Below are 24,474 nucleotides of genomic sequence, written 5' to 3'. Positions count from 1 at the left end.
CGGTACGTATGCCCCCCACAGCCATCCCCCTGCTTCGTGCACTCCCGACTCCGGCCTACGCTTCGGCTATGACCCTCGGTGACGCACCCGTGCCTCCGGCCGCCTTCCGGCGGGCGCTGGAGACGTTGCGGCCCGCCAAGGTCAGGCCGGAGATCGAGCTGGAGGACATCCCCGCGCCACAGCGCCTTGCGCCCTACTCCGGGGCGGTCGGTGCCTCCGTCTACCGCGACGACGACGAACTGGCCGTCGGCCGCCTGATCATGCTGTTCGACCCGGACGGCCAGCGCGGCTGGGAGGGGCAGTTCCGCCTCGTCGCGTACGTCCGCGCCGACATGGAGCCGGAGATCACCACGGACCCGCTGCTCGGCCCGGTGGCCTGGAGCTGGCTCACCGAGTCGCTCGACGCGCACGGAGCGGCCTACGCCGCGGCCGGCGGCACGGTGACCCGTGCGGTCTCAGAGGGTTTCGGGAACAAGTCCGGCGATCCCGTGACCACCGAGCTGGAGCTGCGGGCCTCCTGGTCTCCTCTCGACGAGGACCTGTCCGCGCATGCCGCCGCCTGGTGCGATCTGATGTGTCTCGCCGCTGGCATCCCACCCCTTCCACCCGATGTCGCGGCGCTGCGGCTCCGCCCGGCGCGTCGTGAAGATCCGAAAGCCCCGTAACTCGTGACCGAACCTGAAGTTCAGCTCTTGTTGGAGCCGCGTGAAGGAATCCCGCCCGTCATCGAGGACGACTCCGCGCTCGCGGCGGTCGTGCGCGCCTTCTCCGGGGGGAGCGGCCCCATCGCGGTGGATGCCGAGCGCGCCTCCGGCTACCGCTACAGCGGCCGTGCCTATCTCGTGCAGTTGCGCCGCGCCGGGTCGGGCACCGCGCTGATCGACCCGGTGGCCTGCCCCGACCTGACCGCCCTGGATCAGGCCGTCGCCGACGGCGAGATCGTCCTGCACGCGGCGACGCAGGACCTTCCGTGCCTGACGGAGCTCGGCTTCCGGCCGCGGAAGCTGTTCGACACCGAGCTCGCGGGACGGCTCCTCGGCTACGAGCGGGTCGGGCTGGGCACGATGGTCGAGGTCGTCCTCGGCCTGCGACTGGAGAAGGGCCATTCGGCCGCCGACTGGTCGAACCGCCCCCTCCCTGAAGACTGGCTGCGCTACGCGGCGCTGGACGTCGAGGTGCTGATCGAGCTCAGGGACGTGCTGTTCGCGGAGCTGGCCTCCAGCGGCAAGCTGGAGTGGGCCCTGGAGGAGTTCTCCTCGATCCTCGCGGCCCCGACCGCCCCACCGCGCAGCGATCCGTGGCGACGCACCTCGGGCGTCCACCGCGTGCGGTCGTTGCGCGGGCTCGCCGTGGTCCGCGAGCTGTGGACGCTGCGGGACGAGATCGCCCGGGAGATCGACCTCGCTCCCGGCAGGGTGCTGCCGGACTCCGCGATCGTGCAGGCGGCACTCGACCAGCCGCGCACCACGAAGGCACTGACCGAGGTCGCCCCGTTCACCGGCAGGAGCGCGCGTCGTCACCTGCGCGACTGGCTGGCTGCGGTCACCCGGGGCCGGACGATGCCCGACGCGGAGCTGCCGCAGCCGATGGGGCCGGGTGACGGCCCGCCCCCGGCCAACCGGTGGGCCGACCGCGATCCGGCCGCGGCGAAGCGGCTGGCGGCGGCCCGGACGGTGGTCGCCGCGCTCGCCGACGAGCACCGGATGCCGACCGAGAACCTGCTCCAGCCGGACGCGGTGCGACGGCTCACCTGGGAGCCGCCCGACGACCTGTCGCGGGAGTCCATCGCCGTGCGCCTCGGCGAGCTGGGCGCCCGCCAGTGGCAGATCGGCCTGACGGCCGTCCCGATAGCGAAGGCGCTGCAGCGGTTGGACGCCAAGAGCACGGCCTGACCTCCGTCCCCTGCTTCCGGGACGGCGAACGCCGAGCGTCGGCCGGCGCTCGGCGTTCGGCGCTTGGGGTTCGGCGCTTGGGGTTCGGTGTCAGAGGCCGCTGTGCCGTACGGGCAGGTCGATGACGCCGAAGGCGGCGAGCAGGCCGGCCACGACGAGGACGGCGAGGAGGACCCATGCGACGGGGTGCCCGAGGTTGAGCGTCCAGGACGCCCCGATCCGGGCATGGAGCAGGATCGCCGGGTCACGGCGGTTCACGTACACGGTTCCGGCCAGAAACCAGTGCCGGTCGTCGTCGCGCTGCGTGACGCCGGAGTCCTCGTCCTTCTCCCCGGGCAGCGCGGGCAGCCGATGTCCCGCGTGGCCCACCCGGCTCTCCCAGACCAGCCACGCGACCAGCAGGGCGACGAGCGGCAGGTAGGTGACGACGGTCCATAGCATCGAGGGTTCGACGACCGTCCACAGCTGGAGCGCCGAGGCGAGCAGGCCGAGGTTGAGGCACGCCGCGCCGAGGAGCGACAGGCGCGCCACGCCGCCCAGGTAGGCGCGGTATCTGCGGGCCGAGCCCATGGGGCGGGCGGCGTCGAGGTCGGGGCGGGCGTGCAGCAGGAGCAGCGTCACGGCGGGGATCAGCAGAGAGATCGCGAGCTGATACAGCACCGGTGCGAAAGCGGTCAGCACCGTGACGGGTTCCCGCCGGGCCGCGTCGACGCCATAGCCGGGAAAGCCCGGCAACGTGGCGGGCAAGTCGCCGTACCGCCACCAGCCGAGGCCCGCGGTGAGGAGGAGGATCGCCGACGCCGGGAGCGTCCAGGACCAGGGCAGCCGCACCGGATCGGTGCGGAAGGTGGTGTCCACGGTGACGCCCTGGCGCTGCTCGTCCCGCCACCCTCCGGCCAGCTTGGCCGCGCTCAGCCGGCGCGCGGCCCGCCAGTACAGCAGCAGATCCGCCACGATCAGGGCCGTCGCGGTGGCGCCGATGACGGTCGCGGACCCTCCTCCCACGAGGACCGGCACGGAGACGGCCACGGCGCACACGCCCGCCGCGAGCGCCAGCCTGGCGTAGGCGCGCCGCTGGGCGATCACGGCCGGATCGGCGGCCCTGGCGCGGGACACGCGAACGCCGAACGGCGTCGTCGGCCCGGCCATCGCGGGAACGGCCAGCATCAGGCAGGTGACCAGCACGACGACGGTCAGGTCGGCGGCGATCAGCGGTGTCATGGTGTCGCCCTCTCCTCGGCGCGGAATCCCGACAGCATCGCGGCGCATCGCCGTACGACGTCGTCGCGGTCGAGCCCGTGGACGGTGGCCTCCGCGAGCAGCACGCGCATCCTGTCCTCCCAGTGGTCGGCGAACCCGGGATCGGGCGGCCCGGAGTGCGGGTCGCGGCGGATCACCGCGCCGCTCTTGCGGTTGACGCGGATGACGCCCTCCTGGCGGAGCAGGTCGTACGCCTTGTTCACGGTGTGGAAGTTGATCCCGAAATCGGCGGCGAGCTGGCGCGTGGACGGCAGCGGGTCGCCCTCCACCGCCTCTCCCCGGGCGACCGCCTCCACGATCCGGTCCCTGATCTGCTGGTAGATCGGGACCTCGCTGTCGAGATCGAGCGTCAGGTTCACACAGAGGAGCTTAGCTGATATACAACTTATAGAACAGATACACCTGGTACGTCAGGAGGGCGACGTGATCCAGACAGAGATCCGCGACGGAATACTGGTGGCGACCTTCGCGCCATGGACGCGGCCGTTCGTACGGCGAGCCGAGATGAGGGTGCCGCTGACGGCGATCCGCGAGGTACGTGTCGAGGCGAATCCGCAGGCCGTCGCCACCGGGACGCACGCGGGCCTGCTCGTCAGCGGGTTCATCAAGGTCGGCACATGGACCGGCCTGAACGGCGTCCGGCGGCTGGTCTGCGCCCGCCGCGACCTGTCCGGCGTGCGCATCGTCCTGACCGGCAGGACCGAGAACGTCGACGAGCTGGTCCTCAGCGTTCCGGACGCGCCCGGGCTCCAGGCCGAGATCATGGGGGCGAACGCGTGAACACGGGATCCTGGGACATCGAGGTGCACGGTCTGACCAAGACCTTCGGCACCGTGGAGGCGGTCACCGACCTCGACTTCACCGTCTCGCCGGGCACGGTGACCGCCTTCCTCGGCCCGAACGGGGCGGGCAAGACGACCACCATGCGAATGCTGCTCGGCCTGGTCACACCCACCTCCGGCCGCGCCACCATCGGCGGCCTGCGCTACACGGAGCTGCCCCGTCCGGCCGCCACGGTCGGAGCCGTGCTGGACACGTCGGGGTTCCACCCCGACCACACCGCCCGCGACCATCTCAGCGTGTACGCCCGCCTGGGCGGATTCGCCCGGTCGCGGGTGCGCGAGGTCATGGACCTGACCGGGGTGACGCCGTTCGCCGGGCGGAGGACGCGGGCGCTGTCCACCGGGATGCGGCGGCGGCTGCACCTGGCGACGGCACTGCTCGGCGATCCCCGCGTGCTGCTGCTGGACGAACCCGGCAACGGCCTGGACCCCGAGGGCATCGCGTGGCTGCGCCGGTTCCTGCGCGAGCTCGCCGCCGAAGGCCGCACGGTCCTGGTCTCCAGCCACGTCCTCAGCGAGGTGGAGCAGATGGCCGAGCGCGTCGTGATGATCCGCGACGGGCGGCTGGTCGCGGCCGGCGCGGTCGCCGACCTGTACGGCGAGGCCGCCGTGCGGGTCCGCTCACCGCAGGCGGGGCCGCTCACCACCGCCCTGCTGGCCGCCTACCCCGGCACGGTCCGCGTGGAGGCCCTGGACCAGGACACGTTGCGGATCCACGGCCTGACCACGGCCGGGATCGCCGCGGACGCCGCGGCGCGCGGCATTCCGCTGCACGAGATCACTCCTGAACGCCCCACGCTCGAACACGCCTTCCTCCACCTCACCGGACACGACCAGGGGGACACCCGATGACCGCGCTCGTCTCGCTCGGCAGGCTCGTCTCGGCGGAACTGCGCCGCCTGGCGGCCACCCGGCTCCCCATGTGGGGATCGCTCGCCGCGCTCGGCAGCGGCGGCTTCGTCGGCCTGCTCGCCCTCGTCGGCCCGGAGAACTTCGATCCGCCGGTGCCCGGCCTGGATACGGCGCCGGGCGTGCGCATGCTGCTCGGCCTGCTGGGTATGTGCGCGTTCGTCCCCGCCCTGCTCGGCACGACCGCCGTGGCCTCGGAGTACCGCCACCGGACGATCACCACGACGGCGCTGTTCGCGCCCCGGCGATGGACCATGCTGGCCGCCAAGCTCACGGCGTACGCGATCGCCGGGCTCGCCTACGGGCTGATCGCCGTCACCGTGGCCGGGGCGGCCCTCTTCGGGGCGGCGGCGATCAAGGGGGTCGTGCTCGGCCTGCCGACGGCCACGGTGCTGGCCCTGCTCTCCAGGATCGCGGTGACGATGGCCGTCTACACCCTGGTCGGCGTGGCGGTCGGCGCCCTGATCCCCAACCAGGTGGCCGCGGCCGCGATTCTGGGCGCCTATTTCTACATGATCGAGACGGCCCTGCTGCTCATCCCCGGCGTCAAAGAGCTCTATCCCTACCTGCCCGGCGGCGCGACGGCGGCGCTCACGGGGTTCACCTTCCTGGCCGACGCGCTGGCCGAGCAGATGGGCGGAGGCGCGACCTCGCTCCTCTCTGCCCCACTCGGCGCCGCCGTGCTCGTCGGATACGCGCTGGTGGCCGCCGCGATCGCGGTCATCGCTCCCCTGCGGCGCGACATCACCTGACCGCCGCCGGCCGCCCTGTGGAATGCGCCTGCTAGCAGCAGCGGCTCTTCGGGTCGGCCTCCATGCGGTCGATCTTCGCGCGCTCGAAGTCGCGGCGCGACATCGGTTCGACCTCAGGGTGATGCTTGCGCAGGTGGGCGACGTAGTGCTGGTAGTCGTTCTCGCCGACGACCTCCTTGACGTACCACCCGATCCACCCGATCATCCGCAGGGTGTGGCGCAGCGCCGCCCCGGCCCGCTGGAGGCCGGGGGACGCCGCGCCCGTCTTCTCGTTCACCCGCCGGTCAACTCCCGGCCGACGCCGGAGATGACCCGGTTCCCGCGAGCTCGCTCCTGGCCGCCTCGTAGTCCCGCCACCGCTGCTGGAGTTCCTTCTCCTCGGCGGTGGCGAACAGCCCGGACGGCGCGAACACGCGTGACGGCTCGGCGGGATGTTCGGTGTCGTTGACGCGCCCGCTCCTGATCGCGGACACCGACCTCCGTATCGCGTCGACGAGGACGATGATGATGAGTACGGCGAAGATGACGGACAGGGTGCCCTGGACAAACGTGTTGCGGACCACCTGCTCCATCTGGTCGGGGTCCTTGGCCGCTCCGAGCGAGGTCTTGCCTGCGGCGATCGCCGCCTTGTACGTCTGGTGCTGCGCCCAGTAGCCGATGGACGGCTCGCTGCTGAAGATCTTCTGCCAGCTCGCGGTGAGGGTGACGACGGCGTCCCAGACCAGTGGGATCCCCGGCACCCAGGCGTAGCGGACCCGGCCGGTCTTGCACAGGATGGTGACGCAGACGGCGAGCGCGACCGCGGCGAGCAGCTGGTTGGCGATGCCGAACAGCGGGAACAGCGTGTTGATGCCGCCCAGCGGGTCGCTGACGCCCATCAGCAGGATCGACCCCCACCCGGCGACGATGACCGCGCTGGCGATGATCGAGCCGGCCTTCCACGAGGTGTCCTTGAACTTCGGGATCACGTTCCCCAGCGTGTCCTGCAGCATGAAGCGTCCGACCCTCGTGCCGGCATCGACCGTGGTCAGGATGAACAGCGCCTCGAACATGATCGCGAAGTGGTACCAGAAGGCCTTGGCCGTAGCCCCGCCGAAGATCGCACCGAGGATCTCCGAGATGCCGATCGCCAGGGTCGGCGCGCCGCCGGTCCGGGAGACCAGTGTCTGCTCCTGCACCGCCGCGGCCGCCTGGTTGAGCGCGTCGGGGGTCGTCGACACCCCGGCCAGGCCCAGCCCGTTCACGAAGGTCGCCGCACCTTCGGCGGTTCCGCCGGTCATGCCGGCTGCGGAGTTCATCGCGAAGTAGAGACCCTGGTCGATGGTGCAGGCCGCCACCAGCGCCATGATCGCCACGAACGATTCGGTGAGCATACCGCCGTAGCCGATGAGCTTGACCTGACGCTCCTTCTCCACCATCTTCGGGGTCGTACCCGAGGAGATCAGCGCGTGGAATCCGGACAAGGCGCCGCACGCGATGGTGATGAAGACGAACGGGAACATCGACCCGGCGAACGCCGGTCCCTTGCCGTTGAAGGCGAAGTCGGTGAACGCCGGCATGGTCGTGGCCGGCATGGCGATCAGGATGCCCAGGGCGAGCAACGCGATCGTGCCCACCTTCATGAAGGTCGACAGATAGTCGCGCGGCGCCAGCAACATCCACACCGGGAGCACCGAGGCGAGGAACCCGTAGATGATCAGGCACCAGACGAGGGTGACCTTGTCGAGGGTGAACACGTCCGCCAGCGCCGAGTCGGCCACCCAGCCGCCGGCGACGATCGCCAGGATCAGCAGCGCGCAGCCGATGAGGCTGACCTCCGAGACCCGGCCGGGGCGCAAATAGCGGAGGTAGAAGCCCATGAACAGGGCGATCGGGATGGTCATCGCGATGGAGAAGACGCCCCACGGCGACGCCGCCAGGGAGTTGACCACGACGAGCGCCAGCACCGCCAAAATGATGACCATGATGGCGAGCACCGCGATCAGCGCGGCGACGCCGCCGAGCGGGCCGATCTCGTCGCGGGCCATCTGGCCGAGCGAACGCCCGTTCCGGCGCATCGAGAAGAACAGCACGACGAGGTCCTGCACCGCACCGGCGAAGATGACCCCGACGATGATCCAGATCGTGCCGGGGAGGTAGCCCATCTGGGCCGCCAGCACCGGGCCCACCAGTGGTCCCGCCCCCGCGATCGCGGCGAAGTGGTGGCCGTAGACCACTCGGCGGTCGGTGCGGGTGAAGTCGAGGCCGTTCTCCATCCGCTCGGCCGGTGTCGCCCGTTTGTCGTCGGCGCGCAGGACCTTCGTGACGATGAACCGGGCGTAGAACCGGTAGGCGATGGCGTAAGAACTCAGCGCAGCGAAGATGAACCACACGGCGTTGACATGCTCACCGCGTCCCAACGCCAGAACCGACCAGGCGATCCCGCCCAGCAGCGCGATCGCCACCCAGACGGCCACCCGTGGTGGTGTCCAGCGCGTTTTGTGTTCCGCCTCGACCGGCGGTGGCTGCAACTCGACCGTGCCCATGTGTGCTCGTATCCTCCGGGGATCATGAACCGGCGCGCCGCGTGACGCGCTCGGGAATCTCGTGTGCCGGGTACCAGTGGGGATCTCGTGTGCTGGGAATGTGCTGAGAACTACGTGTGGCGGCAGACGGGTGACGGCCGGTGCTCAGGCCCGACGGCCACTCTCACTGCCTTCCCACCTGGCCGGCCCGCTCCCTCCGCCGCGCGAGAAAGTACGCGCTGACCAGCAAGAATGCACTGAGGGGAATCCAGATCAGCTGGGACCAGTAGAAAAGCGGCAAACCACCGAGGCGCGGCTGCTCCCGCACGTACAGGGGCACCAGCAGGGGCCCGAGGAACGCGGCGAGCAGGCAGGTCCAGATGACCACCCTGGTGAGGGTGGACCGGCGTGGTGAACGGTGTTCATGCATCGGGGAGCAGCCTCTCGCCGCATCGGTGGGGTATTGGCGGGGTCATGGTGCGGAGCCGGTGAAGGCAGGGCGATGTCCGGCTCCGCGCCGCGTTGCGCATGCCGGAGAGCCCCTATCTTCTGGGACGGACAGATGATTCAATTTCTAACCATCACTCCTCCTTGCAGGTGATGCGCTCCGCGGCTTTCCGATGTGTCTCCTCTGCCCGATCAGTTGCGCGAAAGCCCAGACGGTTTACCGCGACTTACCGCGACTTGGTCGGACTCCATCCGGCTGACGGCTGTACCGCCGTGACGCCGGGCTGTGGGGTCGGAAGGTCGGACGGCGGTTCCCGAACCGCCAACGAGTACGGAGGAGTCATGCGTGACCTCATCCCGATGATCACCTGCGCGGCCGTCGTACTGGTGGCCTCGCTCAGTGCGCTACTGGCCGCCCGCGGCGCGTCAGGCCGGAGCCGGGCAGAGGGGGGCGTAGGCGGGGGTATCGAGGACTGGGCGCTGGCCGGCCGGGGGTACGGCGGGGTGCTCATGTGCTGTCTGCTCGGCGGCACCGTGTACACGGCGTACACGTTCATGGCGGTACCGGGGGCGATATTCAGTTCTGGGGGCATCGGGTTCTACGCCCTGCCATACACGATCGTCATCTGCGCGATCGCGTTCGTCCTGCTGCCGCCGCTGGCGTCGATCGCGCGCTCACACGGCTACGTCACGGTCGCCGACTTCGTGCGCGGACGTTACGGATCGCCGCTGCTCTCGCTCGCGGTGTCACTCACCGGCATCTTCGCGACGATGCCCTATGTCGCACTGCAGTTGCTCGGCATCCGCGCGGTCCTCGGTGCTCTGGGGCTCTATCCCCGGGGTTTCCTCGGCGACGCCGCGCTCACGGCGGTCTTCGCCGTACTCGCCGTGTCGACCTTCCGTCACGGGCTACGCGCCCCGACCCGGGTCGCGGTGGTGAAGGCGGTGCTCGTGGTGATTTCCACGATCGTCATCGCCATGCTGATCACCGCGGAACTGGGCTCGCCGGCCACCGTGTTCGCCCGCGCCGAGGCGGTGTCCGGCCCTCCGCTGGTGCTCGCCCCCGGCCTCGGGCCGGCCTATGTGTCACTGGCGCTGGGCTCCGCGCTCGCGCTGTTCGCGTTCCCGCACGTCCTGCTGGTGGTCTTCTCCGCGCGCGGTTCGGACACCCTGCGGCGGACGTCGATCAACCTGCTCGGCTGGACGACAGCGCTCGGCGCGTTCGCGCTGTTCGGCGTCGCGGCGATCGCCTCGGCCGTCGATCCGCCGCCGGGGCGCGCCGAACTCGCCATACCCCTGCTCGTACGGGGTCTCGCACCGGACTGGCTGACGGGCCTCTTGCTCGGCGCCCTCGTCGTGACGGCGCTCGTGCCCGCCGCGGTCATGTCCATCGGTGCCGCGACCCTCTTCGCGCGCAACGTCTACGTGGAGTTCGTCAATCCCGTGGCGACCGCGGCACAGGAGACCCGGATGGCCAAGCTGATGTCGCTCTTCGTCAAGGTGGGCGCGCTCGCCTTCGCGCTGAGCCTGCGCGATCAGGCCGCCATCAACCTCCACCTGCTCGGGGCCGTCTGGGTGTTGCAGACCTTGCCGGCGATCACTCTGGGGCTGCTGCGCCGGGCGCCGCACCACCTCTCCCTACTCATGGGATGGCTGCTGGGCATGGTCATCGGCACCGCTCTGGTCCACGCGGGCGGGTTCTCACCGGTGGTGCCACTGGACATCGGCCCCGTGCACGTCCAGCTGTACGCCGGGGTGGTCGGGCTGGCGGTGAACCTCGTCGCCGTCGCGGTGACCAGTCCGCTGCTCGACCGGCTGCGGGTCCCCCGTGGACTCGCCACGGTCGTCCGCGTCGCCCGCGCCCGCAGCACGGCTACAGGCGCCGGAATCGACGACGGGGTGCGGTCATGACTGCCAGGGACACGCACCGGCCGGCCCCTCCCGTCAGTGACGCACGGCCCGCGGCCGCCCCCGCGACGCCGCCACCCGCCGGCATGGAGCCCGGCCTGGATCTACGCGACGTCGAACGGGAGACGGCACTGATCCGGCTGTTCGACGGGCACCACGCCCAACTGGTGCGCCTGGCCGTCCTGCTCGGCGCGGAACAGGACGCCGAGGACATCGTGGCCGAGGCGTTCTGCGAGCTGCATCGCCGCTGGTATCGCCTTCGCGACCCCGAGGCCGGACCTAGGTATCTTCGTTCTGTGGTCTGCAACCTCGTGCGGATGCGGATCCGGCACATCAAGGTGTCGCGCAAGCACTCGCGTGTCGAAGAGCGCAGCATCGAGTCCGCCGAGTCGGCGGTGTTGCTGCGCGAGGACCAGCGGAAGGTCGTCGACGCGTTGAAGAGTCTGCCCGACCGGCAGCGCGAGGCGCTGGTGCTCAGATACTGGATGGACCTCAAGGAGAAGGAGATTGCTGAAGCGATGGGAATCAGCAGCGGGGCGGTGAAGTCGCACATCTCCCGCGGTATGGGAGCCCTGACCCGGGCCATGGGAGCTCACTAGTGAAAGCGGGCGACCCCGAGGCGCGGCTGCGCGAAACCCTCGACACCCTCGCCACGACAGTGGTGGCATCCCCTGACGCCTACGCCAAGGCGCGTTCGGAGTGGCAGCGCAGGGAACGGCGCCGCCGCCTGGTCATGCTGGTGCTGGCTCTGGTGATCGTCGTGGTCGCGGATGTCGTGGGGCTCTGGGCTCTCAACTCCTTCTCCGACCCCGTTCCTCCCACGGAGAGGACCCGGATCGACGTGGTGATCCAGCCCTGACAGTCGTGCGGGAAGGGCCCGCGGAGCGAACTCCGCGGACCCTTCCCTTCATCCGAGCGGTCAGCCGGCGGTGCGGCCGAGCGATGGTCAGGCCATCTTGCCCGACAGCTCCCACATCGCGTCGACGACGCGGTCGACGTCCTCACTCTGGTGGAACAGGTGGGTGGACACCCGTACCGGGACGTGCTCGGCCGAGGAACCGATCACCGGGAAGTTGCTGTTGCGGATGACGATCCCGTACTCGTCCTTGAGCCGCGCGACGAAGGCCGCCGACTTCTTCGCGTCAAGAACGTCGTTCACGTCGCGGAACGGGTTGAACGAGGTGAGCGCGCAGACGAGCCGAGGGTCGTCCTTGGGTGAGTACAGGGACTGCACCCCCCACCGCTCCACGATGAGATCCTTGAGATGGCTCGAGAGGCCCAGGACGTAGTCCTGGATGCGCCCGCGGCCGATGCGGTCCCACACCTCGCACACGTTCTTGACCCCGGCCATCACCGCGATACTGCCGTTGCCGACGGACTGCAGGTATTTGGCGATGTCGTAGCTTTCCTTGCTGCCGCTCGACCGCGGCGGCAACCCGCCCTCAGCCGGGTAGCTGCTGGAGATCATCGGCCAGAACTCCGGCAGCGGATTCGGGTTGTACTGCGAAAGCACCTTGTTGCGGATGTAGAGGACGCCTGTCCCGCCGGGCCCGCACTGCCACTTCGCGGCCGATCCGGCGAGGAAGTCCACGCCCAGTTCGTGGAAGTTGTAGGCCATCATGCCCGGGATGTGAGCGCCGTCGACGAGGGTGGTCAGCCCGTGTTCCTGGGCGAGCTTCGCGAGCATGGCGATGGGGAGCATGGTCCCGGTCTTGTAGGTCGGGGCCGAGAACAGCATCACCTTGGTGCGCGATGTGATGGCCGCCCGGAACAGGGCCACGTAGTCCTCGGCCCGCTGGTCGTTGCCGACCGGCACCTCGACCCGCTTGATCACCACTCCGTAGCGGTCACGCGCCATGGCCATCGGCGCGTTTCCACCGGCGTGCTCATGATTGGTGGTGAGGATCTCGTCGCCCTCGCGCAGTCCGAGACCTGCCAGGACCTTCGACATCCCGTCGCTGGTGTTGTGCGTGACCACGACCTCGTCGGGGTCGCACCCGTAGCCGCCGGCCAGGACCGCGCGGACATCGGCGAAGTCGCTGTAGCCGGACTTGGCGCCGATCGCGACCTCACGGTGGACCCGGTCGACGGTGGCGACCACCTCCTCCGGCGGCGAGCCGACGGTGCCCACGTTCATGAAGAGCACCTTCTTGTCGAGCATGAACAGGCGCTGCACCGCGCGCCAGTAGTTGCGGTCCGCCGGTGAAGAAAGGGCAGGCAGGGAGGCCGCCGGTGCTGCCGCGTGCGCGCGTGGGGCGAGCCCCACACCGCCGGCACCGGCCACCGCCACTCCCGCTCCGAGCCCGAGGAAGCGGACGAAGCCGCGCCGGGAGACGTCGGACGAAGGCGCTTGGTGAAGATTCGGCTGACGAAGATTCGGCTGACGAAGATTCGACACTGCGATGTCCCTTCAGCTGTGACTTGTCGGACGGCGACTTATCGGACGGCGATGGCGGAGATCTCGACCTTCGCGTCGCGCGGCACGCGCGCGACCTCGACGGTCGCTCTGGCCGGTGGGGAGTCGGTGCCGAAGAACTCGGCGTAGGCGGTGTTGAACCGGGCGAAATCATCGAGATCGGCGAGGTAGACGGTCGTGGACACCACGTTCGCGAGTGTCATGCGGTCCGCCTTGAGCACGGCCTCGACGTTGCGCAGGACCTGCCGGGTCTGGTCTTCGATGGACGCCTCGGCCGGCAGCGTGCCGGTCCTGGGATCGATGGGGAGCTGGCCCGAGACGAAGAGAAGCTGGCCGGTCGAGATGCCCTGCGAGTAGGGGCCGATCGCGGCCGGCGCGTCGGGCGTGGAGACGGCCTTGTGCCGAGCGTGGGCGTCGGCCACCGCCCATGTGCCGCTCGCGACTACGAGTGCCAGTGCCGCCGCGAGCGCGGCGAGCGTTCCTCGGCTCCGGCCGAGCCGATGACCCCGGTGTGACTTTTCCACGGAATCTCCTCCTGGAGGGCGAAACGTTCACGAACCGAGCCTGATGACCTATACGTTGTCGAGCCGGGCGTGAGGGTTTACCGTCTCGCCGCAGTGATGTGGAACTCTCGGATCCCGGTTTCGGCCGCGACAAAACAGGGGAGAGAGAAGCGGTTCCCGGGAGATATCCGCGTTTTGGCCCACGATCGCGTACGGTAACGGCATCATTACGAGATGTCCGCCCTGACACCGCGGCGTCGTCCCGCCCCCGACGGGCTTCCCGCGTCCCCCGGATCCGCACGGCTCACCCTCCTTCGCGAGCGGGCGGCCGGAGCCCGGCGCTCCGCGCTCCTCACACTCGGAATCTCGACGACCCTCCTCGTCACCGTCCAACTCCTGGCCGAGCGGGCCGACACCGGCCGGGCCGCCGCGCCGTACGCCGTGGCGGCGCTCGTGCTGTTCGCCGTGACGCTGCCCGCGCTGACGGCCAGCCAGGTGCTGTGGGGCATCCGGGAGCAGGAGGCCAGGAGCGGCGAGCGCGAGGTGTTCGCGACCAGGAGCCGCCCGGACACCCGGCGCCTGCTCACTCGACTGGCGGTCGCGGCCTGCTGGGCGGTGGTGGTCCTGCTCGGGCTCACCTTGCCCCGCCTGTTCACCGACGCCGGTCTGTACGGCGCGGCGGACCGGCTGGGGTCCGCCGCCGAGACGCTGGCGATGACCTGCTACATGGGCGGGATGGCGTTCCTCCTGTGGTGGGGCAGGGACGTGATCGTCGCGGCGGCGAGAAGGCAGCCGCCCCCGGATCCCTGGAACGACGCCGCGCCATCCCGGCCACGGGCACGCCGGTTGCCGTCGACTGCGGCGATCACGCTGGCCCTCGCGCTGATCTCCGCCCGCGCGCACCTGTGGGCCCCGCACACCGTGACGGTGCTCGCCCTGGCCGCGGTGGCACTGGCGGCCTGCGTCGTGGCCGTACTCGGCGCGCCCAGCCGGACACCCCGCTCCCAGGAGTAGTTACCGATAAGTAGCATTGGTCCGAGAAGCTACCGATCAGTAGGAGCGAACCTCGTGCCTGCGTCCCGTGAAGTCGTCTTCGTCGACGGCGTGCGCACGCCTTTCGGCAGGTCGGGCCCCAAGGGCCTGTACGCCGAAACGCGTGCCGACGACATGGTTGTCCGCGTCATCCGCGAGCTCATGCGCCGCAATCCCGGCCTCCCGCCCGAGCGGGTGGACGAGGTGGCCATCGCGGCCACCACCCAGATCGGCGACCAGGGCCTGACCATCGGCCGCTCGGCCGCGGTGCTGGCCGGGCTGCCCAAGTCGGTCCCCGGCTATGCCATCGACCGGATGTGCGCCGGCGCGATGACCGCCGTCACCACCGTGGCGGGCGGCATCTCCTTCGGCGCCTACGACGTGGCCATCGCCGGCGGCGTCGAGCACATGGGCCGCCACCCGATGGGCGAGGGCGTCGACCCCAACCCCCGATTCCTGTCCGAGCGGCTGGTCGACGGATCCGCCCTGATCATGGGCATGACGGCGGAGAACCTGCACGACCGCCACCCGTCCGTCACCAAGGAGCGGGCCGACGCGTTCGCCGTGGCCTCCCAGGAGAAGGCCGCCAAGGCGTACGCCGATGGCAAGATCCAGCCGGACCTGGTCCCGATGGCGGCGCGCAAGGCGGCCGAGGGCTGGGGCCTGGCCACCGCCGACGAGGCACCGCGCCCCGGGACGACCATGGAGGCGCTGCGCGGCCTGAAGACGCCGTTCCGGCCGCACGGCAGGGTCACCGCCGGGAACGCCTCCGGCATCAACGACGGCGCCACCGGTTGCCTCGTCGCCGCGCAGGACGTCGCCGAGGAGCTGGGGCTCCCCGCGCGCATGCGGCTGGTCTCCTACGCGTTCGCGGGCGTGGACCCCGAGGTCATGGGCATCGGCCCGATCCCCTCGACCGAGCGGGCGCTGCGCCTGGCCGGGCTGTCCATCGACGACATCGGCCTCTTCGAGATCAACGAGGCGTTCGCCGTGCAGGTGCTCGCGTTCCTCGAGCACTTCGGCATCGCCGACGACGACCCCCGGGTGAACCCGTACGGCGGCGCGATCGCCTTCGGCCACCCTCTCGCCTCCTCCGGCGTACGGCTCATGATCCAGCTCTCGCGCGAGTTCGCCGAACGGCCGGACGTCCGGTACGGCATCACCACGATGTGCGTCGGCATGGGCATGGGCGGCACGGTCATCTGGGAGAACCTCGCATGAGCGACATCGAGACGTACAAGAGCCTGCTCTCGGGCAAGGACACCGGCGAGGTCGTCACCAGGGCCCTGGCGCGCGACGTCGAGCTGCCGTACGGCGCGGGCACCATGGCGCTGATCACGCTGGACAACGGGCTCGACCACACCAAGCCCAACACGTTCGGGCCGCAGGGCCTCCTCGCGCTGAACGACGCCCTGGACGCCATCGAGGCGCGGGGCGACGTCGCGGCCGTCGGCGTCACCGGCAAGCCGTTCATCTTCGCCGTCGGCGCCGACCTCAAGGGGGCGGCGGCGGTCGCGACGCACGAGGAGGCCACCGCCATCGGCGCGCTCGGCCACCACGTCTTCCGCCGCCTCGGCGAGCTGGGCGTCCCGACGTTCGCGTTCGTCAACGGCGCGGCCATGGGCGGCGGCCTGGAGATCGCCCTGCACTGCGCCTACCGGACGGTGTCGTCCGGCGTGCCGGCCATCGCGCTCCCCGAGTGCTTCCTCGGCCTGGTCCCCGGCTGGGGCGGCACCCAGCTCCTCCCCCGGCTGATCGGCCCGGAGAAGGCCATCAAGCTGATCATCGAGAACCCGCTCTCGCAGAACCGCATGATCAAGGGGAGGGACGCCTACGAGCTGGGCGTCGCCGACGCGATGTTCGAACCGGCCGACTTCCTGGAGGAGTCGATCCGCTGGGCCGCCCGGGTGCTGCGCGGCGAGGAGACCGTGACGCGCGCGCCGTACGAGGGCGACTGGGACAAGGCGGTCGCGGACGCGCGCGTCCTGGTGGACCTGAAGCTGCGCGGCGCCTCGCCCGCGCCCTACCGCGCGCTCGACCTGATCGCGCTGGCGAAGACCGCCTCCAGGGACGAGGGCTTCGCCGCCGAGGACCGGGCGCTCGCCGACCTGCTGATGGGCGACGAGCTGCGCGCCGGGCTGTACGCGTTCGACCTGGTGCAGCGCCGGGCCAAGAAGCCGGCCGGCGCGCCGGACAGGGCGCTGGCCCGCAAGGTCACCAAGGTCGGCGTGGTGGGCGCCGGGCTGATGGCGTCCCAGCTCGCGCTGCTGTTCGCGCGGCGGCTGGAGGTGCCGGTCGTGCTGACCGACCTCGACCAGACGCGCCTGGACAAGGGCGTCGGCTACGTCCACACCGAGGTGGACAAGCTACTCGCCAAGGGCCGGGTCTCGGCCGACCAGGCGGGCCGGCTCAAGGCCCTGGTCACCGGGTCGCTGACCAAGGACGCGTTCGCCGATGCCGACTTCGTCATCGAGGCCGTCTTCGAGGACCTCGACGTCAAGCGCACGGTGCTGGCCGAGGTCGAGGCGGTCGTCTCGGACGAGTGCGTCCTGGCCACCAACACCTCCTCGCTCTCGATCACCGCCATGGCGTCCGGGCTGCGGCGTCCGGAGCGGGTCGTCGGCTTCCACTTCTTCAACCCGGTGGCGGTGATGCCGCTCCTGGAGATCGTCCGGGGCGACGCCACCGACGACGCCACGCTGGCCACGGCGTTCTCGGTCGCCAAGACGCTGAAGAAGTCGTCCGTGCTGGTCAAGGACGCCCCGGCGTTCGTGGTGAACCGGCTGCTGACCCGGTTCATGGGCGAGATCACCGCCGCCGCCGACGAGGGTACGCCGCTGGAGGTCGCCGACCACGCGCTGGACGGTCTGGGGCTGCCCATGACGCCGTTCACGCTGCTCCAGCTCGTCGGGCCGGCCGTGGCGCTGCACGTCGCGGAGACCATGCACGCCGCCTTCCCGGAGCGGTTCGCCGTGTCCGGCAACCTGGCCAAGCTGGTCGCCGCAGGCAAGCCGGGCGTCTACGGCGCCGACTTCCAGATCGACCCCGAGGTGCGCGCGCTGTTCGAAGGCGGCTCCTCCCCGTCCACCGGCGAGGAGGTACGGCTCCGCGCGCTCAGTGCGCTCGCCGAGGAGATCCGCCTGATGCTCGACGAGGGCGTGGTGGCGGCGGCCCAGGACATCGACCTGTGCATGATCCTGGGCGCGGGATGGCCGTTCCACACCGGCGGCATCACGCCGTACCTGGACCGTGAGGGCATCTCCGAGGCGGTGACCGGCTCCCGGTTCCTCGCCCCCGGCGTGGCCTCCGTCCCGGTCTAGGCGACACACCCAGCGCCTGCCTTATGGTCGTCGTCCACCCGGGGTCACGGAACAGTGGCTCCGGGTGGAATTCTCTCCCCTCCCGACACAGTGGGAACGGCGGGCCGCGGGCGCGAGGCTTAAGCTGTCCTCACCCGAACCGGCCCGGCCGTGAAGGAGAGTGACGGTGACCGGACAAGCCATCCGGACCGACTCAGCCCCTCGGATCGAGAAGGTCCCCGAGTCCATCTGGTCAGCCCTACCTCGCGATCTCAAGGACCGGTTCCTTAGCGAGTACCGGCAGGGGCTCCGGGAAGCGGGCGAGAGCCTCCGGCTCGATCCTGTGAACGAAATCATCGAGAAGTGGTGGCGACGAGCCGTGCTGGCCAATCACAGGCTCAGCGCGGAGACGATGGATGTCGTCCACCGGCTCCGGGCGGGCGAGGAGGTCGATACCGTCCCCGCCGATCTCGACGAGTTGCGCCGCCGGACATGAGCTATGTGATCAGGTATTCGAAAGAGGCCGGAGCCCAGGCCGATGACCTGCCGATCGAGTCTGCGGCCCCGTTGGCCCTCCTCCTTGAACGCATCCGGCAAGATCCTTGGCACTACCCGCAGTACAACATCGCTGAATTCCCCGATCTCCGGGCCGCGTTCTTCTGCAGCTCAGGCCTGGCCGTCTTCCATGTCAGCGAACGACGCCGAACGATAACGATCGTGCACATAACCTGGCTCGACTGACCCAAGCGGTCCCGATACCCTTCTGCGCGGATTCGGAGGGTTTTGGTTGCGGGAGTTGTTACTGGGGCTGAGCCTCGGGCTGGGCGCCGGGGTCGCGCCGGGGGCGCTGCTCGGTCTGGTGATCACGGCGAGCCTGCGGGGCGGCTTCCGGGCCGGGCTGAGGCTGGCCTGCGTCCCCCTTCTCTCCGACTTCCCGGCCGTGCTGCTCTCCGTCACCGCCGTCGGCGCGCTGCCCGAGGCGTTCCTGCGCGTCCTGTCCGTCGTGGGCGGCCTCTACGTCATCTACCTGGCGATCTCCTCGACCCGCGAGGTCCGTACGGCCCGGCCGCCCGAGCCCGGCGTCACGGCGCCCTCCTCCGCCAGGGAGCTGCTGCGCGGCGTCGCGGTCAACATGCTTAATCCGCACCCATGGCTCTTCTGGATCGCCGTCGGCGCTCCGATCTTCGCCACCGCCTGGGAGAGGGCCCCGACCGCCGCCCTGGCCTTCACCGGCGGCTTCTACCTGGTGCTGGTCGGTTCCAAGGTGGTCCTGGCGGCACTGATCGGCGCGGGACGGCATCGCCTCGGGGTGCGCGGCTACCGCGTTCTGCTCGCCGGGAGCGCCGTGCTGCTGGCCGTCACCGGGCTGCTGCTGCTGGTCCGGGGCGTCACCGGCTAGCCGGAGCCTGCTGTGGCGAGCGCCGTACGCGAAGTAGAGCACGACGCCGACGGCCATCCACACGACGAACCGCAGCCAGGTCTCCACCGGAAGGTTGATCATCAGGTAGAGACAGGCGAGCACGGACAGGATCGGCAGTACGGGGACCCAGGGCGCGCGGAAGGCGCGGGGCAGGTCGGGCCGGGTCCGGCGCAGGATGACCACGCCGATCGAGACCAGCACGAACGCGAAGAGCGTCCCGATGTTGACCAGCTGGGCGATCGCGGCCAGCGGGATCAGCGCGGCGAGGATCGCGGTCGTCACGCCGATCAGGATGGTGATCACGTACGGCGTGTGGAACCGCTGGTGGACACGGGCGAGCCCGCGCGGCAGGAGGCTGTCGCGGCACATGGCGAACAGGACCCGGCTCTGGCCGAGCATGAGAATCATCACCACGGTGGTGAGCCCGGCGATGCCGCCGAGGCTGATCACCGTGGCCAGCCACGCCTGCCCGACCGAGAGGAACGCGTCGGCGAGCGGCGCCGTCTCGCTCAGCTCCGTGTACGGCTGCATGCCGACGACCACCAGGGAGACCGCGACGTACAGGAACGTGCAGATCCCCAGGGAGGCGAGGATGCCGATCGGCAGGTTGCGCTGCGGGTCGCGGGTCTCCTCGGCGGCGGTGGCGACCACGTCGAATCCGATGTAGGCGAAGAAGACCAGCGCGGCGGCGGTGAAGATGCCGGAGATGCCGAACGCGACGGGCGTCACCCCGAACAGCACCTGGATGAGCGGCGCGGCGAGCCCTCCCCTGGTCGCGATCTCCTGGGACGGGGGGATGAACGGCTGGTAGTTCTCCGCCTTGAGGAAGAACAGGCCGGCCACGATGACGAGCAGCACGACGCTGATCTTGATCGCCACCATGGCGGCGTTGAACCGGGCGGACGTCTTGATGCCCGCGATCAGGATGGCGGTGAGCAGCAGCACGATGGCCGCGGCGGGGACGTTCACCACGGCGGTGTCCCCCGCGATGGAGGGGGGCAGGTTGACGCCGACGCTCCGCAGCAGCGAGGTGAAGTAGCCCGACCAGCCGGAGGCGACCACGGCGGCGGCGAGGGTGAGTTCGAGCGTCAGGTCCCAGCCGATGATCCAGGCCGGGAGCTCGCCGATCGTCGCATACGCGAAGGTGTAGGCGGAGCCCGCGACCGGCACGGTGGCCGCGAACTCCGCGTAGCACAGGGCGGCCAGGCCGCACGCGATCGCCGCGACGACGAAGGAGACCGCGACCGCCGGGCCCGCCGCGGTCTTGGCCGCGACGCCGGTGAGCACAAAGATGCCGGTGCCGATGATGACGCCGACACCGAAGACGGTCAGATCGAGGGCGTTCAGGGTGCGGACGAGCCGGTAGTGCCCGCCCTGCGTGTCCTGGATGGACTCTTCAACCGACTTCGTGCGAAATATGCTCATCCGACTCATCCGCAGGCCCCCGATCCCCGATGACCTGCAGAGTTCCCGGAAACGCGCAGATCACGCGCGTTTCCGCGTTTCCGGGAACGGGGCCGGCGTCACACCTGGCTGGCCGGGTCGTCCTCCAGGACGGGCGAGCGCCGCGCGACCGCCTCGGTGATCTCGCGGGCGAGGTCCTGCCCGGTGAGGCCGATCTCGGCGAGGATCTTCGGCCGCTTGGCGTGGTCGAGGAACCGCTGCGGGATGCCGTAGGTGCGCACCGGCACGTCCACGTCGGCGTCGCGCAGCATGCGGGCGACCGCGTCGCCCACGCCGCCGACCCGGCCGTTGTCCTCGACGACGACCACGAGCTTGTGCTCGGCGGCGGCCGGGACCAGCGCCTCGTCGAGCGGCTTCACCCAGCGCGGGTCCACCACCGTGGCGGAGATGCCCTGGGCGTCCAGCAGCGCCGCGGCGTCGAGGCAGATCTCGGCCATCGAGCCGACCGCGACCAGCAGCACGTCGGGCTCTCCGGAGCGGAGCACGTCCATCGTGCCGATCTTGCCGACGGCCTCGGTGTCCTTGGCGACCGCGCCCTTGGGGTAGCGGACCACGGACGGCCCGTCGCCGATCGAGACGGCCTCGCCGAGCAGCTCGCGCAGCCGTACGGCGTCGCGCGGCGCGGCGATCGACAGGCCGGGGATGACCTGGAGGATCGACAGGTCCCACATGCCGTTGTGGCTGGCGCCGTCGTCACCGGTGACGCCGGAGCGGTCGAGCGTGACGACGACGGGCAGCCGGTGCAGGGCGACGTCCATCAGGAGCTGGTCGAAGGCCCGGTTGAGGAAGGTGGCGTAGAGCGCGACCACGGGGCGCATCCCGCCCAGCGCGAGCCCGGCCGCGGAGGTCAGGGCGTGCTGCTCGGCGATGCCGACGTCGTAGATGCGGTCGGGGTACGCCTCGGCGAACGGAGCCAGCCCGACGGGGTGCAGCATCGCCGCGGTGATCGCGACGATGTCCGGGCGCTCGGCGCCGAGCCGGACGATCTCGTCGCTGAACACGTTCGTCCAGCTGTGCGGTTTGGGGCGCTCCTCGCCCGTGACGGGGTCGAACGGGCCGGGACCGTGGAAGTTGTCCTCGTCGTGGTTCTCCGCGGGCGAGTAGCCCTGGCCCTTGCGGGTGAGGACGTGCACGATTACGGGCCCGCCGAAGCCCTTGGCCTTGCGCAGGGCGGCCTCCACGGCCTCCTGGTCGTGGCCGTCGATCGGGCCGACGTACTTCAGGCCGAGGTCCTCGAACATCGCCTGCGGGGCGAGGATGTCCTTGATCCCCTTCTTGACGCCGTGCAGCGCGTCGTAGAAGGGCGCCCCCACGACGGGGACCTTGGAGAGGTTCTCCTTGACGAACCCCAGGGCGTCCTCGTACTTCTGCGTCATCCGCAGAGAGGACAGGTGCGAAGCGAGGCCGCCGATGGTCGGGGAGTACGACCGGCCGTTGTCGTTGACGACGATGATCAGCGGGAGGTCCTTGCGTCCCGCGATGTTGTTGAGCGCCTCCCACGCCATGCCGCCGGTCAGCGCGCCGTCGCCGATGACCGCGACGGCCGTGCGGCCGGTCTCGCCGCGCAGCGTGAACGCCTTGGCCAGGCCGTCGGCGTAGGAGAGGGCGGTGGAGGCGTGCGAGTTCTCGATCACGTCGTGCTCGGACTCGGCCTGGCTGGGATATCCCGACAGGCCGCCCTCCTGGCGCAGCGTGCCGAAGTCGCCGGCCCTGCCGGTGAGCATCTTGTGCACGTACGCCTGGTGTCCGGTGTCGAAGAGGATGGGGTCGCGCGGCGATTCGAAGACCCGGTGCAGGGCGATGGTGAGCTCGACGACGCCGAGGTTGGGGCCGAGGTGCCCGCCCGTCTTCGCGACCGACGAGACCAGCAGTTCGCGGATCTCCGCGGCGAGCCGTGACAGTTCTCCGGCGTCCAGGCGCCTGAGATCCCGCGGGCCCTTCACCGTCTCCAGAATCCCCACGAATCTTCCTTCCCGCTCGCCGTCGAACAGAGCGAGTCTAGTTCGAGAACACCGTGACGCTTCCATGGGCTGCATCGAAGCTTCACACTATTTCAAGCAGAATCGGTATATTTGCGCTTTACCGGGGCTTGACCTTTCCCCTACGCTGTTGATCTCATGCGGAAATCCCTTATCGCGCTGCTCATGGGGCTGATCGTAAGCCTCCCCCTATCCGGTACGGCCGCCGCCTCCGGTTCTGCACGACCTGTGCCCTCCGGCAAAGCCGCGCTGACCAAGAACCCGATCTACACGACGGGCGAGTTCGACTTCACGGAGTGCAAGGAGCTGGACCGCCGGCCCGACGACGTCGACTCTTACAAGATCTATCTCGACCATCTGATGGACTGCCTCAACCTCTCCTGGGGGGAGGAGTTCAAGCAGGCGGGTCTGCCGTTCGCGAAGCCGAAGGTGCGGTTCATCACCTCGGCCGTCAAGACGGGCTGCGGCAAGTACCCCGCCCCGTACGCCGCGGGCGTCTACTGTCCGGTCGACAAGACCATGTGGATCCTCATCTACAAGAACCAGCTCGCCGACCCCTCCGAGTTCGAGCTGTTCCAGGTGATCGCGCACGAGTACGGCCACTTCGTCCAGGACCGGGTCGGCATTCTGCCCGCGGTGGACAAGATCACCCGTAAGGCGAGCAAGGCCACGTACTTCGCCTGGAGCCGGCGCATCGAGCTGCAGGCGGAGTGCTTCTCCGGCGCGTTCATCGGAAGCGTGTGGCACTCGCTCGGCCGCGACCAGTTCGACTGGGACGACCTGCTGGACATGAAGTACGGCGACGTGCTCCACGGGAAGGCCAAGAGCATCCGTTACTGGCTCAAGCGCGGCTGGAACGGCAACGGCCCGGGCGTGTGCAACACCTTCACCGCCCCGGCGTCGAAGGTCGCCTGACCTGCCGCGGCGTACGGCCGGCCCGCCCGGCCGGTCGTACCCATCGCGCCCATCGCGTCACGACATGTCGAAAAAAGCATGATCAATCACTTCGTTTCAGTCAGGTGCAATAAGCTCACTTGACCATGCGAATCCCCCTCATCGCAGTGGCCGCAGGAGTGGTCGCCGGCATCGTTCTCACCGGCGCCGCCCCCTCGTCGGCCACGATCGGTACGGCCGCCGGGAGCGCGCCGTCGGGGTCCGCGACCCTGACCCAGAACGAGATCTACCGCTCGAGCTCGGCGCAGAAGATCGCCTGCTCCCCCACGCAGCCCCGTAAGGGCAGCGCCGCCTCGATCAAGCAGTACCTGCGGCTCGTCGCGAGGTGCAACGACGTGCTGTGGACCCGGCAGTTCACGGCCGTCGGCTGGCGGTTCAGCCCGCCGCGGGTCGTCGTGATGACGACCGGCACGAAGTCGCCCTGCGGCAGGTTCACGAGGTGGTCCCCGGCCCACTACTGCCCGGCCTCGCGGACGATCTACTTCCGCCTGCTCCAGTCCCAGATCAAGGACCCGTTCCCGCTCGTCCTGGCCAAGACCATGGCGCACGAGTACGGTCACCACGTCCAGCAGCAGACCGGGATCTTCGGCACCTACTGGAGCGACTACAGCCGGTCGCGGAGCCGGACCGCGCGGAACCTGCTGAACCACCGTCTGGAGCTGCAGGCGGAGTGCTTCTCCGGCGTCTTCCTCCGCGCCACCGAGGACCATCTGCCGGTCGTTCCCCGCGAGTACGACTACATCGTGGACTGGACCGTGAAGAACGCCTCCGACGCGGTCCACGGCACGGGCCGCAACCAGGTCTGGTGGCTGGAGCGCGGCTTCAACTCGACGTCGCCCGCCGCCTGCAACACCTGGGCGGCGCCCAACGCGCGGGTCGCCTGAGCCGGTCGC

24 protein-coding genes and 1 pseudogene are annotated in these 24,474 nt (G+C 70.0%); 16 read left to right on the top strand and 9 right to left on the bottom strand.

What is annotated here, in order from left to right; translation table 11 throughout:
* Window positions 1-68 precede the first annotated feature (68 nt).
* Together QSK17_RS03615 and QSK17_RS03610 are read left to right on the top strand one after the other, a co-directional pair.
* A complete protein-coding gene (locus tag QSK17_RS03615) occupies window positions 69-665 on the top strand; it encodes a DUF3000 domain-containing protein (protein WP_285702927.1) in 597 nt (198 codons plus the stop codon).
* 3 nt (window positions 666-668) lie between these two features.
* Window positions 669-1,892 (top strand): ribonuclease D, encoded by a 1,224-nt coding sequence (locus tag QSK17_RS03610; protein WP_285702926.1) that lies wholly within the window; start codon window positions 669-671, stop codon window positions 1,890-1,892.
* Window positions 1,893-1,982: 90 nt separating this feature from the next.
* On the opposite strand, the gene QSK17_RS03605 is transcribed toward QSK17_RS03610, so the two are convergent.
* On the bottom strand, window positions 1,983-3,113 hold the full coding sequence (locus tag QSK17_RS03605) for a DUF1648 domain-containing protein (protein WP_285702925.1): 1,131 nt from the start codon (window positions 3,111-3,113) through the stop codon (window positions 1,983-1,985).
* The gene (locus QSK17_RS03600) at window positions 3,110-3,511 is read right to left on the bottom strand and encodes a GntR family transcriptional regulator (protein ID WP_285702924.1); all 402 of its coding nucleotides are present in this window, start codon (window positions 3,509-3,511) and stop codon (window positions 3,110-3,112) included. The genes QSK17_RS03605 and QSK17_RS03600 overlap by 4 nt, the downstream gene beginning before the upstream one ends.
* 64 nt (window positions 3,512-3,575) lie before the next feature.
* Between QSK17_RS03600 and QSK17_RS03595 the strand changes: the two genes are divergently transcribed.
* The 3 genes from QSK17_RS03595 to QSK17_RS03585 are packed head-to-tail and all read left to right on the top strand — an operon-like array spanning window position 3,576 to window position 5,655.
* Window positions 3,576-3,932, top strand: coding sequence for a hypothetical protein (locus QSK17_RS03595; RefSeq protein WP_285702923.1), 357 nt, complete (start codon window positions 3,576-3,578; stop codon window positions 3,930-3,932).
* On the top strand, window positions 3,929-4,846 hold the full coding sequence (locus QSK17_RS03590; RefSeq protein ID WP_285702922.1) for an ABC transporter ATP-binding protein: 918 nt from the start codon (window positions 3,929-3,931) through the stop codon (window positions 4,844-4,846). The genes QSK17_RS03595 and QSK17_RS03590 overlap by 4 nt, the downstream gene beginning before the upstream one ends.
* On the top strand, window positions 4,843-5,655 hold the full coding sequence (locus tag QSK17_RS03585) for an ABC transporter permease (RefSeq protein WP_285702921.1): 813 nt from the start codon (window positions 4,843-4,845) through the stop codon (window positions 5,653-5,655). Before QSK17_RS03590 ends, QSK17_RS03585 begins: the two co-directional genes overlap by 4 nt.
* Window positions 5,656-5,686: 31 nt before the next feature.
* Here QSK17_RS03585 and QSK17_RS03580 read toward each other — a convergent pair whose 3' ends face one another.
* From QSK17_RS03580 to QSK17_RS03570, 3 genes are all read right to left on the bottom strand, one after another.
* Window positions 5,687-5,932 carry a YbdD/YjiX family protein gene (locus QSK17_RS03580; protein ID WP_285702920.1) on the bottom strand — a complete coding sequence of 82 codons (246 nt, stop codon included), beginning with the start codon at window positions 5,930-5,932 and terminating at the stop codon, window positions 5,687-5,689.
* 7 nt (window positions 5,933-5,939) lie between these two features.
* Window positions 5,940-8,180 (bottom strand): carbon starvation CstA family protein, encoded by a 2,241-nt coding sequence (locus QSK17_RS03575; protein WP_285702919.1) that lies wholly within the window; start codon window positions 8,178-8,180, stop codon window positions 5,940-5,942.
* Window positions 8,181-8,343: 163 nt separating this feature from the next.
* On the bottom strand, window positions 8,344-8,547 hold the full coding sequence (locus tag QSK17_RS03570; protein ID WP_285702918.1) for a DUF3311 domain-containing protein: 204 nt from the start codon (window positions 8,545-8,547) through the stop codon (window positions 8,344-8,346).
* Window positions 8,548-8,948: 401 nt separating this feature from the next.
* Between QSK17_RS03570 and QSK17_RS03565 the strand changes: the two genes are divergently transcribed.
* From QSK17_RS03565 to QSK17_RS03555, 3 genes are read left to right on the top strand one after another with little or no spacing between them, the layout of a single operon-like run.
* Window positions 8,949-10,517: a sodium:solute symporter family protein gene (locus tag QSK17_RS03565; RefSeq protein ID WP_285702917.1), complete on the top strand. Its 1,569-nt coding sequence runs from the start codon at window positions 8,949-8,951 to the stop codon at window positions 10,515-10,517.
* A complete protein-coding gene (locus QSK17_RS03560) occupies window positions 10,514-11,113 on the top strand; it encodes an RNA polymerase sigma factor (protein ID WP_285702916.1) in 600 nt (199 codons plus the stop codon). The genes QSK17_RS03565 and QSK17_RS03560 overlap by 4 nt, the downstream gene beginning before the upstream one ends.
* On the top strand, window positions 11,113-11,373 hold the full coding sequence (locus QSK17_RS03555) for a hypothetical protein (RefSeq protein WP_285702915.1): 261 nt from the start codon (window positions 11,113-11,115) through the stop codon (window positions 11,371-11,373). The genes QSK17_RS03560 and QSK17_RS03555 overlap by 1 nt, the downstream gene beginning before the upstream one ends.
* Window positions 11,374-11,460: 87 nt before the next feature.
* Here the strand turns inward: QSK17_RS03555 and QSK17_RS03550 are convergent, their stop codons facing one another.
* Together QSK17_RS03550 and QSK17_RS03545 are read right to left on the bottom strand one after the other, a co-directional pair.
* The gene (locus QSK17_RS03550) at window positions 11,461-12,912 is read right to left on the bottom strand and encodes an aminotransferase class V-fold PLP-dependent enzyme (RefSeq protein WP_285702914.1); all 1,452 of its coding nucleotides are present in this window, start codon (window positions 12,910-12,912) and stop codon (window positions 11,461-11,463) included.
* A 38-nt stretch (window positions 12,913-12,950) separates the two neighbouring features.
* Window positions 12,951-13,454, bottom strand: a complete 504-nt coding sequence (locus QSK17_RS03545) for a RidA family protein (RefSeq protein WP_285702913.1) — start codon at window positions 13,452-13,454, stop codon at window positions 12,951-12,953.
* A gap of 213 nt (window positions 13,455-13,667) precedes the next feature.
* Between QSK17_RS03545 and QSK17_RS03540 the strand changes: the two genes are divergently transcribed.
* The 6 genes from QSK17_RS03540 to QSK17_RS36040 all read left to right on the top strand — a co-directional run bounded on the left by QSK17_RS03540 (window position 13,668) and on the right by QSK17_RS36040 (window position 19,163).
* Complete coding sequence (locus QSK17_RS03540) at window positions 13,668-14,447, top strand: hypothetical protein (RefSeq protein WP_285702912.1); 780 nt, start codon at window positions 13,668-13,670, stop codon at window positions 14,445-14,447.
* Window positions 14,448-14,501: 54 nt separating this feature from the next.
* Window positions 14,502-15,686: a thiolase family protein gene (locus tag QSK17_RS03535; protein ID WP_285702911.1), complete on the top strand. Its 1,185-nt coding sequence runs from the start codon at window positions 14,502-14,504 to the stop codon at window positions 15,684-15,686.
* Window positions 15,683-17,785 (top strand): 3-hydroxyacyl-CoA dehydrogenase NAD-binding domain-containing protein, encoded by a 2,103-nt coding sequence (locus tag QSK17_RS03530; protein WP_285702910.1) that lies wholly within the window; start codon window positions 15,683-15,685, stop codon window positions 17,783-17,785. The genes QSK17_RS03535 and QSK17_RS03530 overlap by 4 nt, the downstream gene beginning before the upstream one ends.
* 160 nt (window positions 17,786-17,945) lie before the next feature.
* A complete protein-coding gene (locus tag QSK17_RS03525) occupies window positions 17,946-18,260 on the top strand; it encodes a DUF6247 family protein (protein ID WP_285702909.1) in 315 nt (104 codons plus the stop codon).
* The gene (locus QSK17_RS03520) at window positions 18,257-18,505 is read left to right on the top strand and encodes a hypothetical protein (protein WP_285702908.1); all 249 of its coding nucleotides are present in this window, start codon (window positions 18,257-18,259) and stop codon (window positions 18,503-18,505) included. Before QSK17_RS03525 ends, QSK17_RS03520 begins: the two co-directional genes overlap by 4 nt.
* 118 nt (window positions 18,506-18,623) lie before the next feature.
* Window positions 18,624-19,163 carry a LysE family translocator gene (locus QSK17_RS36040; protein WP_352231765.1) on the top strand — a complete coding sequence of 180 codons (540 nt, stop codon included), beginning with the start codon at window positions 18,624-18,626 and terminating at the stop codon, window positions 19,161-19,163.
* Window positions 19,164-19,184: 21 nt separating this feature from the next.
* Here QSK17_RS36040 and QSK17_RS03515 read toward each other — a convergent pair.
* Both QSK17_RS03515 and dxs read right to left on the bottom strand, forming a co-directional pair.
* Window positions 19,185-20,609, bottom strand: a pseudogene (locus QSK17_RS03515) (amino acid permease); the annotation flags it as partial.
* A gap of 98 nt (window positions 20,610-20,707) precedes the next feature.
* Window positions 20,708-22,609, bottom strand: a complete 1,902-nt coding sequence (gene dxs / locus QSK17_RS03510; protein WP_285702906.1) for a 1-deoxy-D-xylulose-5-phosphate synthase — start codon at window positions 22,607-22,609, stop codon at window positions 20,708-20,710.
* Window positions 22,610-22,855: 246 nt separating this feature from the next.
* Here dxs and QSK17_RS03505 point away from each other — a divergent pair, with 246 nt between their 5' ends.
* Both QSK17_RS03505 and QSK17_RS03500 read left to right on the top strand, forming a co-directional pair.
* The gene (locus QSK17_RS03505; RefSeq protein WP_285702905.1) at window positions 22,856-23,542 is read left to right on the top strand and encodes a neutral zinc metallopeptidase; all 687 of its coding nucleotides are present in this window, start codon (window positions 22,856-22,858) and stop codon (window positions 23,540-23,542) included.
* A gap of 125 nt (window positions 23,543-23,667) precedes the next feature.
* Complete coding sequence (locus QSK17_RS03500) at window positions 23,668-24,465, top strand: neutral zinc metallopeptidase (protein ID WP_285702904.1); 798 nt, start codon at window positions 23,668-23,670, stop codon at window positions 24,463-24,465.
* Window positions 24,466-24,474: the final 9 nt, after the last annotated feature.

Origin of the sequence: Microtetraspora sp. NBRC 16547 (assembly GCF_030268965.1) — a bacterium.
In the GTDB taxonomy this organism is placed as follows: Bacteria; Actinomycetota; Actinomycetes; order Streptosporangiales; family Streptosporangiaceae; genus Microtetraspora.
Note: the sequence above shows the minus strand (reverse complement) of the source record. Positions and strands in the feature narration are given on the sequence as shown.

Bases quoted from the DNA above. Each gene is read 5' to 3' on its own strand.
- QSK17_RS03560 (WP_285702916.1), top strand. From the start codon at position 10,514: ATGACTGCCAGGGACACGCACCGGCCGGCCCCTCCCGTCAGTGACGCA.
- QSK17_RS03530 (WP_285702910.1), top strand. From the start codon at position 15,683: ATGAGCGACATCGAGACGTACAAGAGCCTGCTCTCGGGCAAGGACACC.
- QSK17_RS03565 (WP_285702917.1), top strand. From the start codon at position 8,949: ATGCGTGACCTCATCCCGATGATCACCTGCGCGGCCGTCGTACTGGTG.
- QSK17_RS03615 (WP_285702927.1), top strand. From the start codon at position 69: ATGACCCTCGGTGACGCACCCGTGCCTCCGGCCGCCTTCCGGCGGGCG.
- QSK17_RS03500 (WP_285702904.1), top strand. From the start codon at position 23,668: ATGCGAATCCCCCTCATCGCAGTGGCCGCAGGAGTGGTCGCCGGCATC.
- QSK17_RS03540 (WP_285702912.1), top strand. From the start codon at position 13,668: ATGTCCGCCCTGACACCGCGGCGTCGTCCCGCCCCCGACGGGCTTCCC.
- QSK17_RS03585 (WP_285702921.1), top strand. From the start codon at position 4,843: ATGACCGCGCTCGTCTCGCTCGGCAGGCTCGTCTCGGCGGAACTGCGC.
- QSK17_RS03575 (WP_285702919.1), bottom strand. From the start codon at position 8,180: ATGGGCACGGTCGAGTTGCAGCCACCGCCGGTCGAGGCGGAACACAAA.
- QSK17_RS03520 (WP_285702908.1), top strand. From the start codon at position 18,257: ATGAGCTATGTGATCAGGTATTCGAAAGAGGCCGGAGCCCAGGCCGAT.
- QSK17_RS03605 (WP_285702925.1), bottom strand. From the start codon at position 3,113: ATGACACCGCTGATCGCCGCCGACCTGACCGTCGTCGTGCTGGTCACC.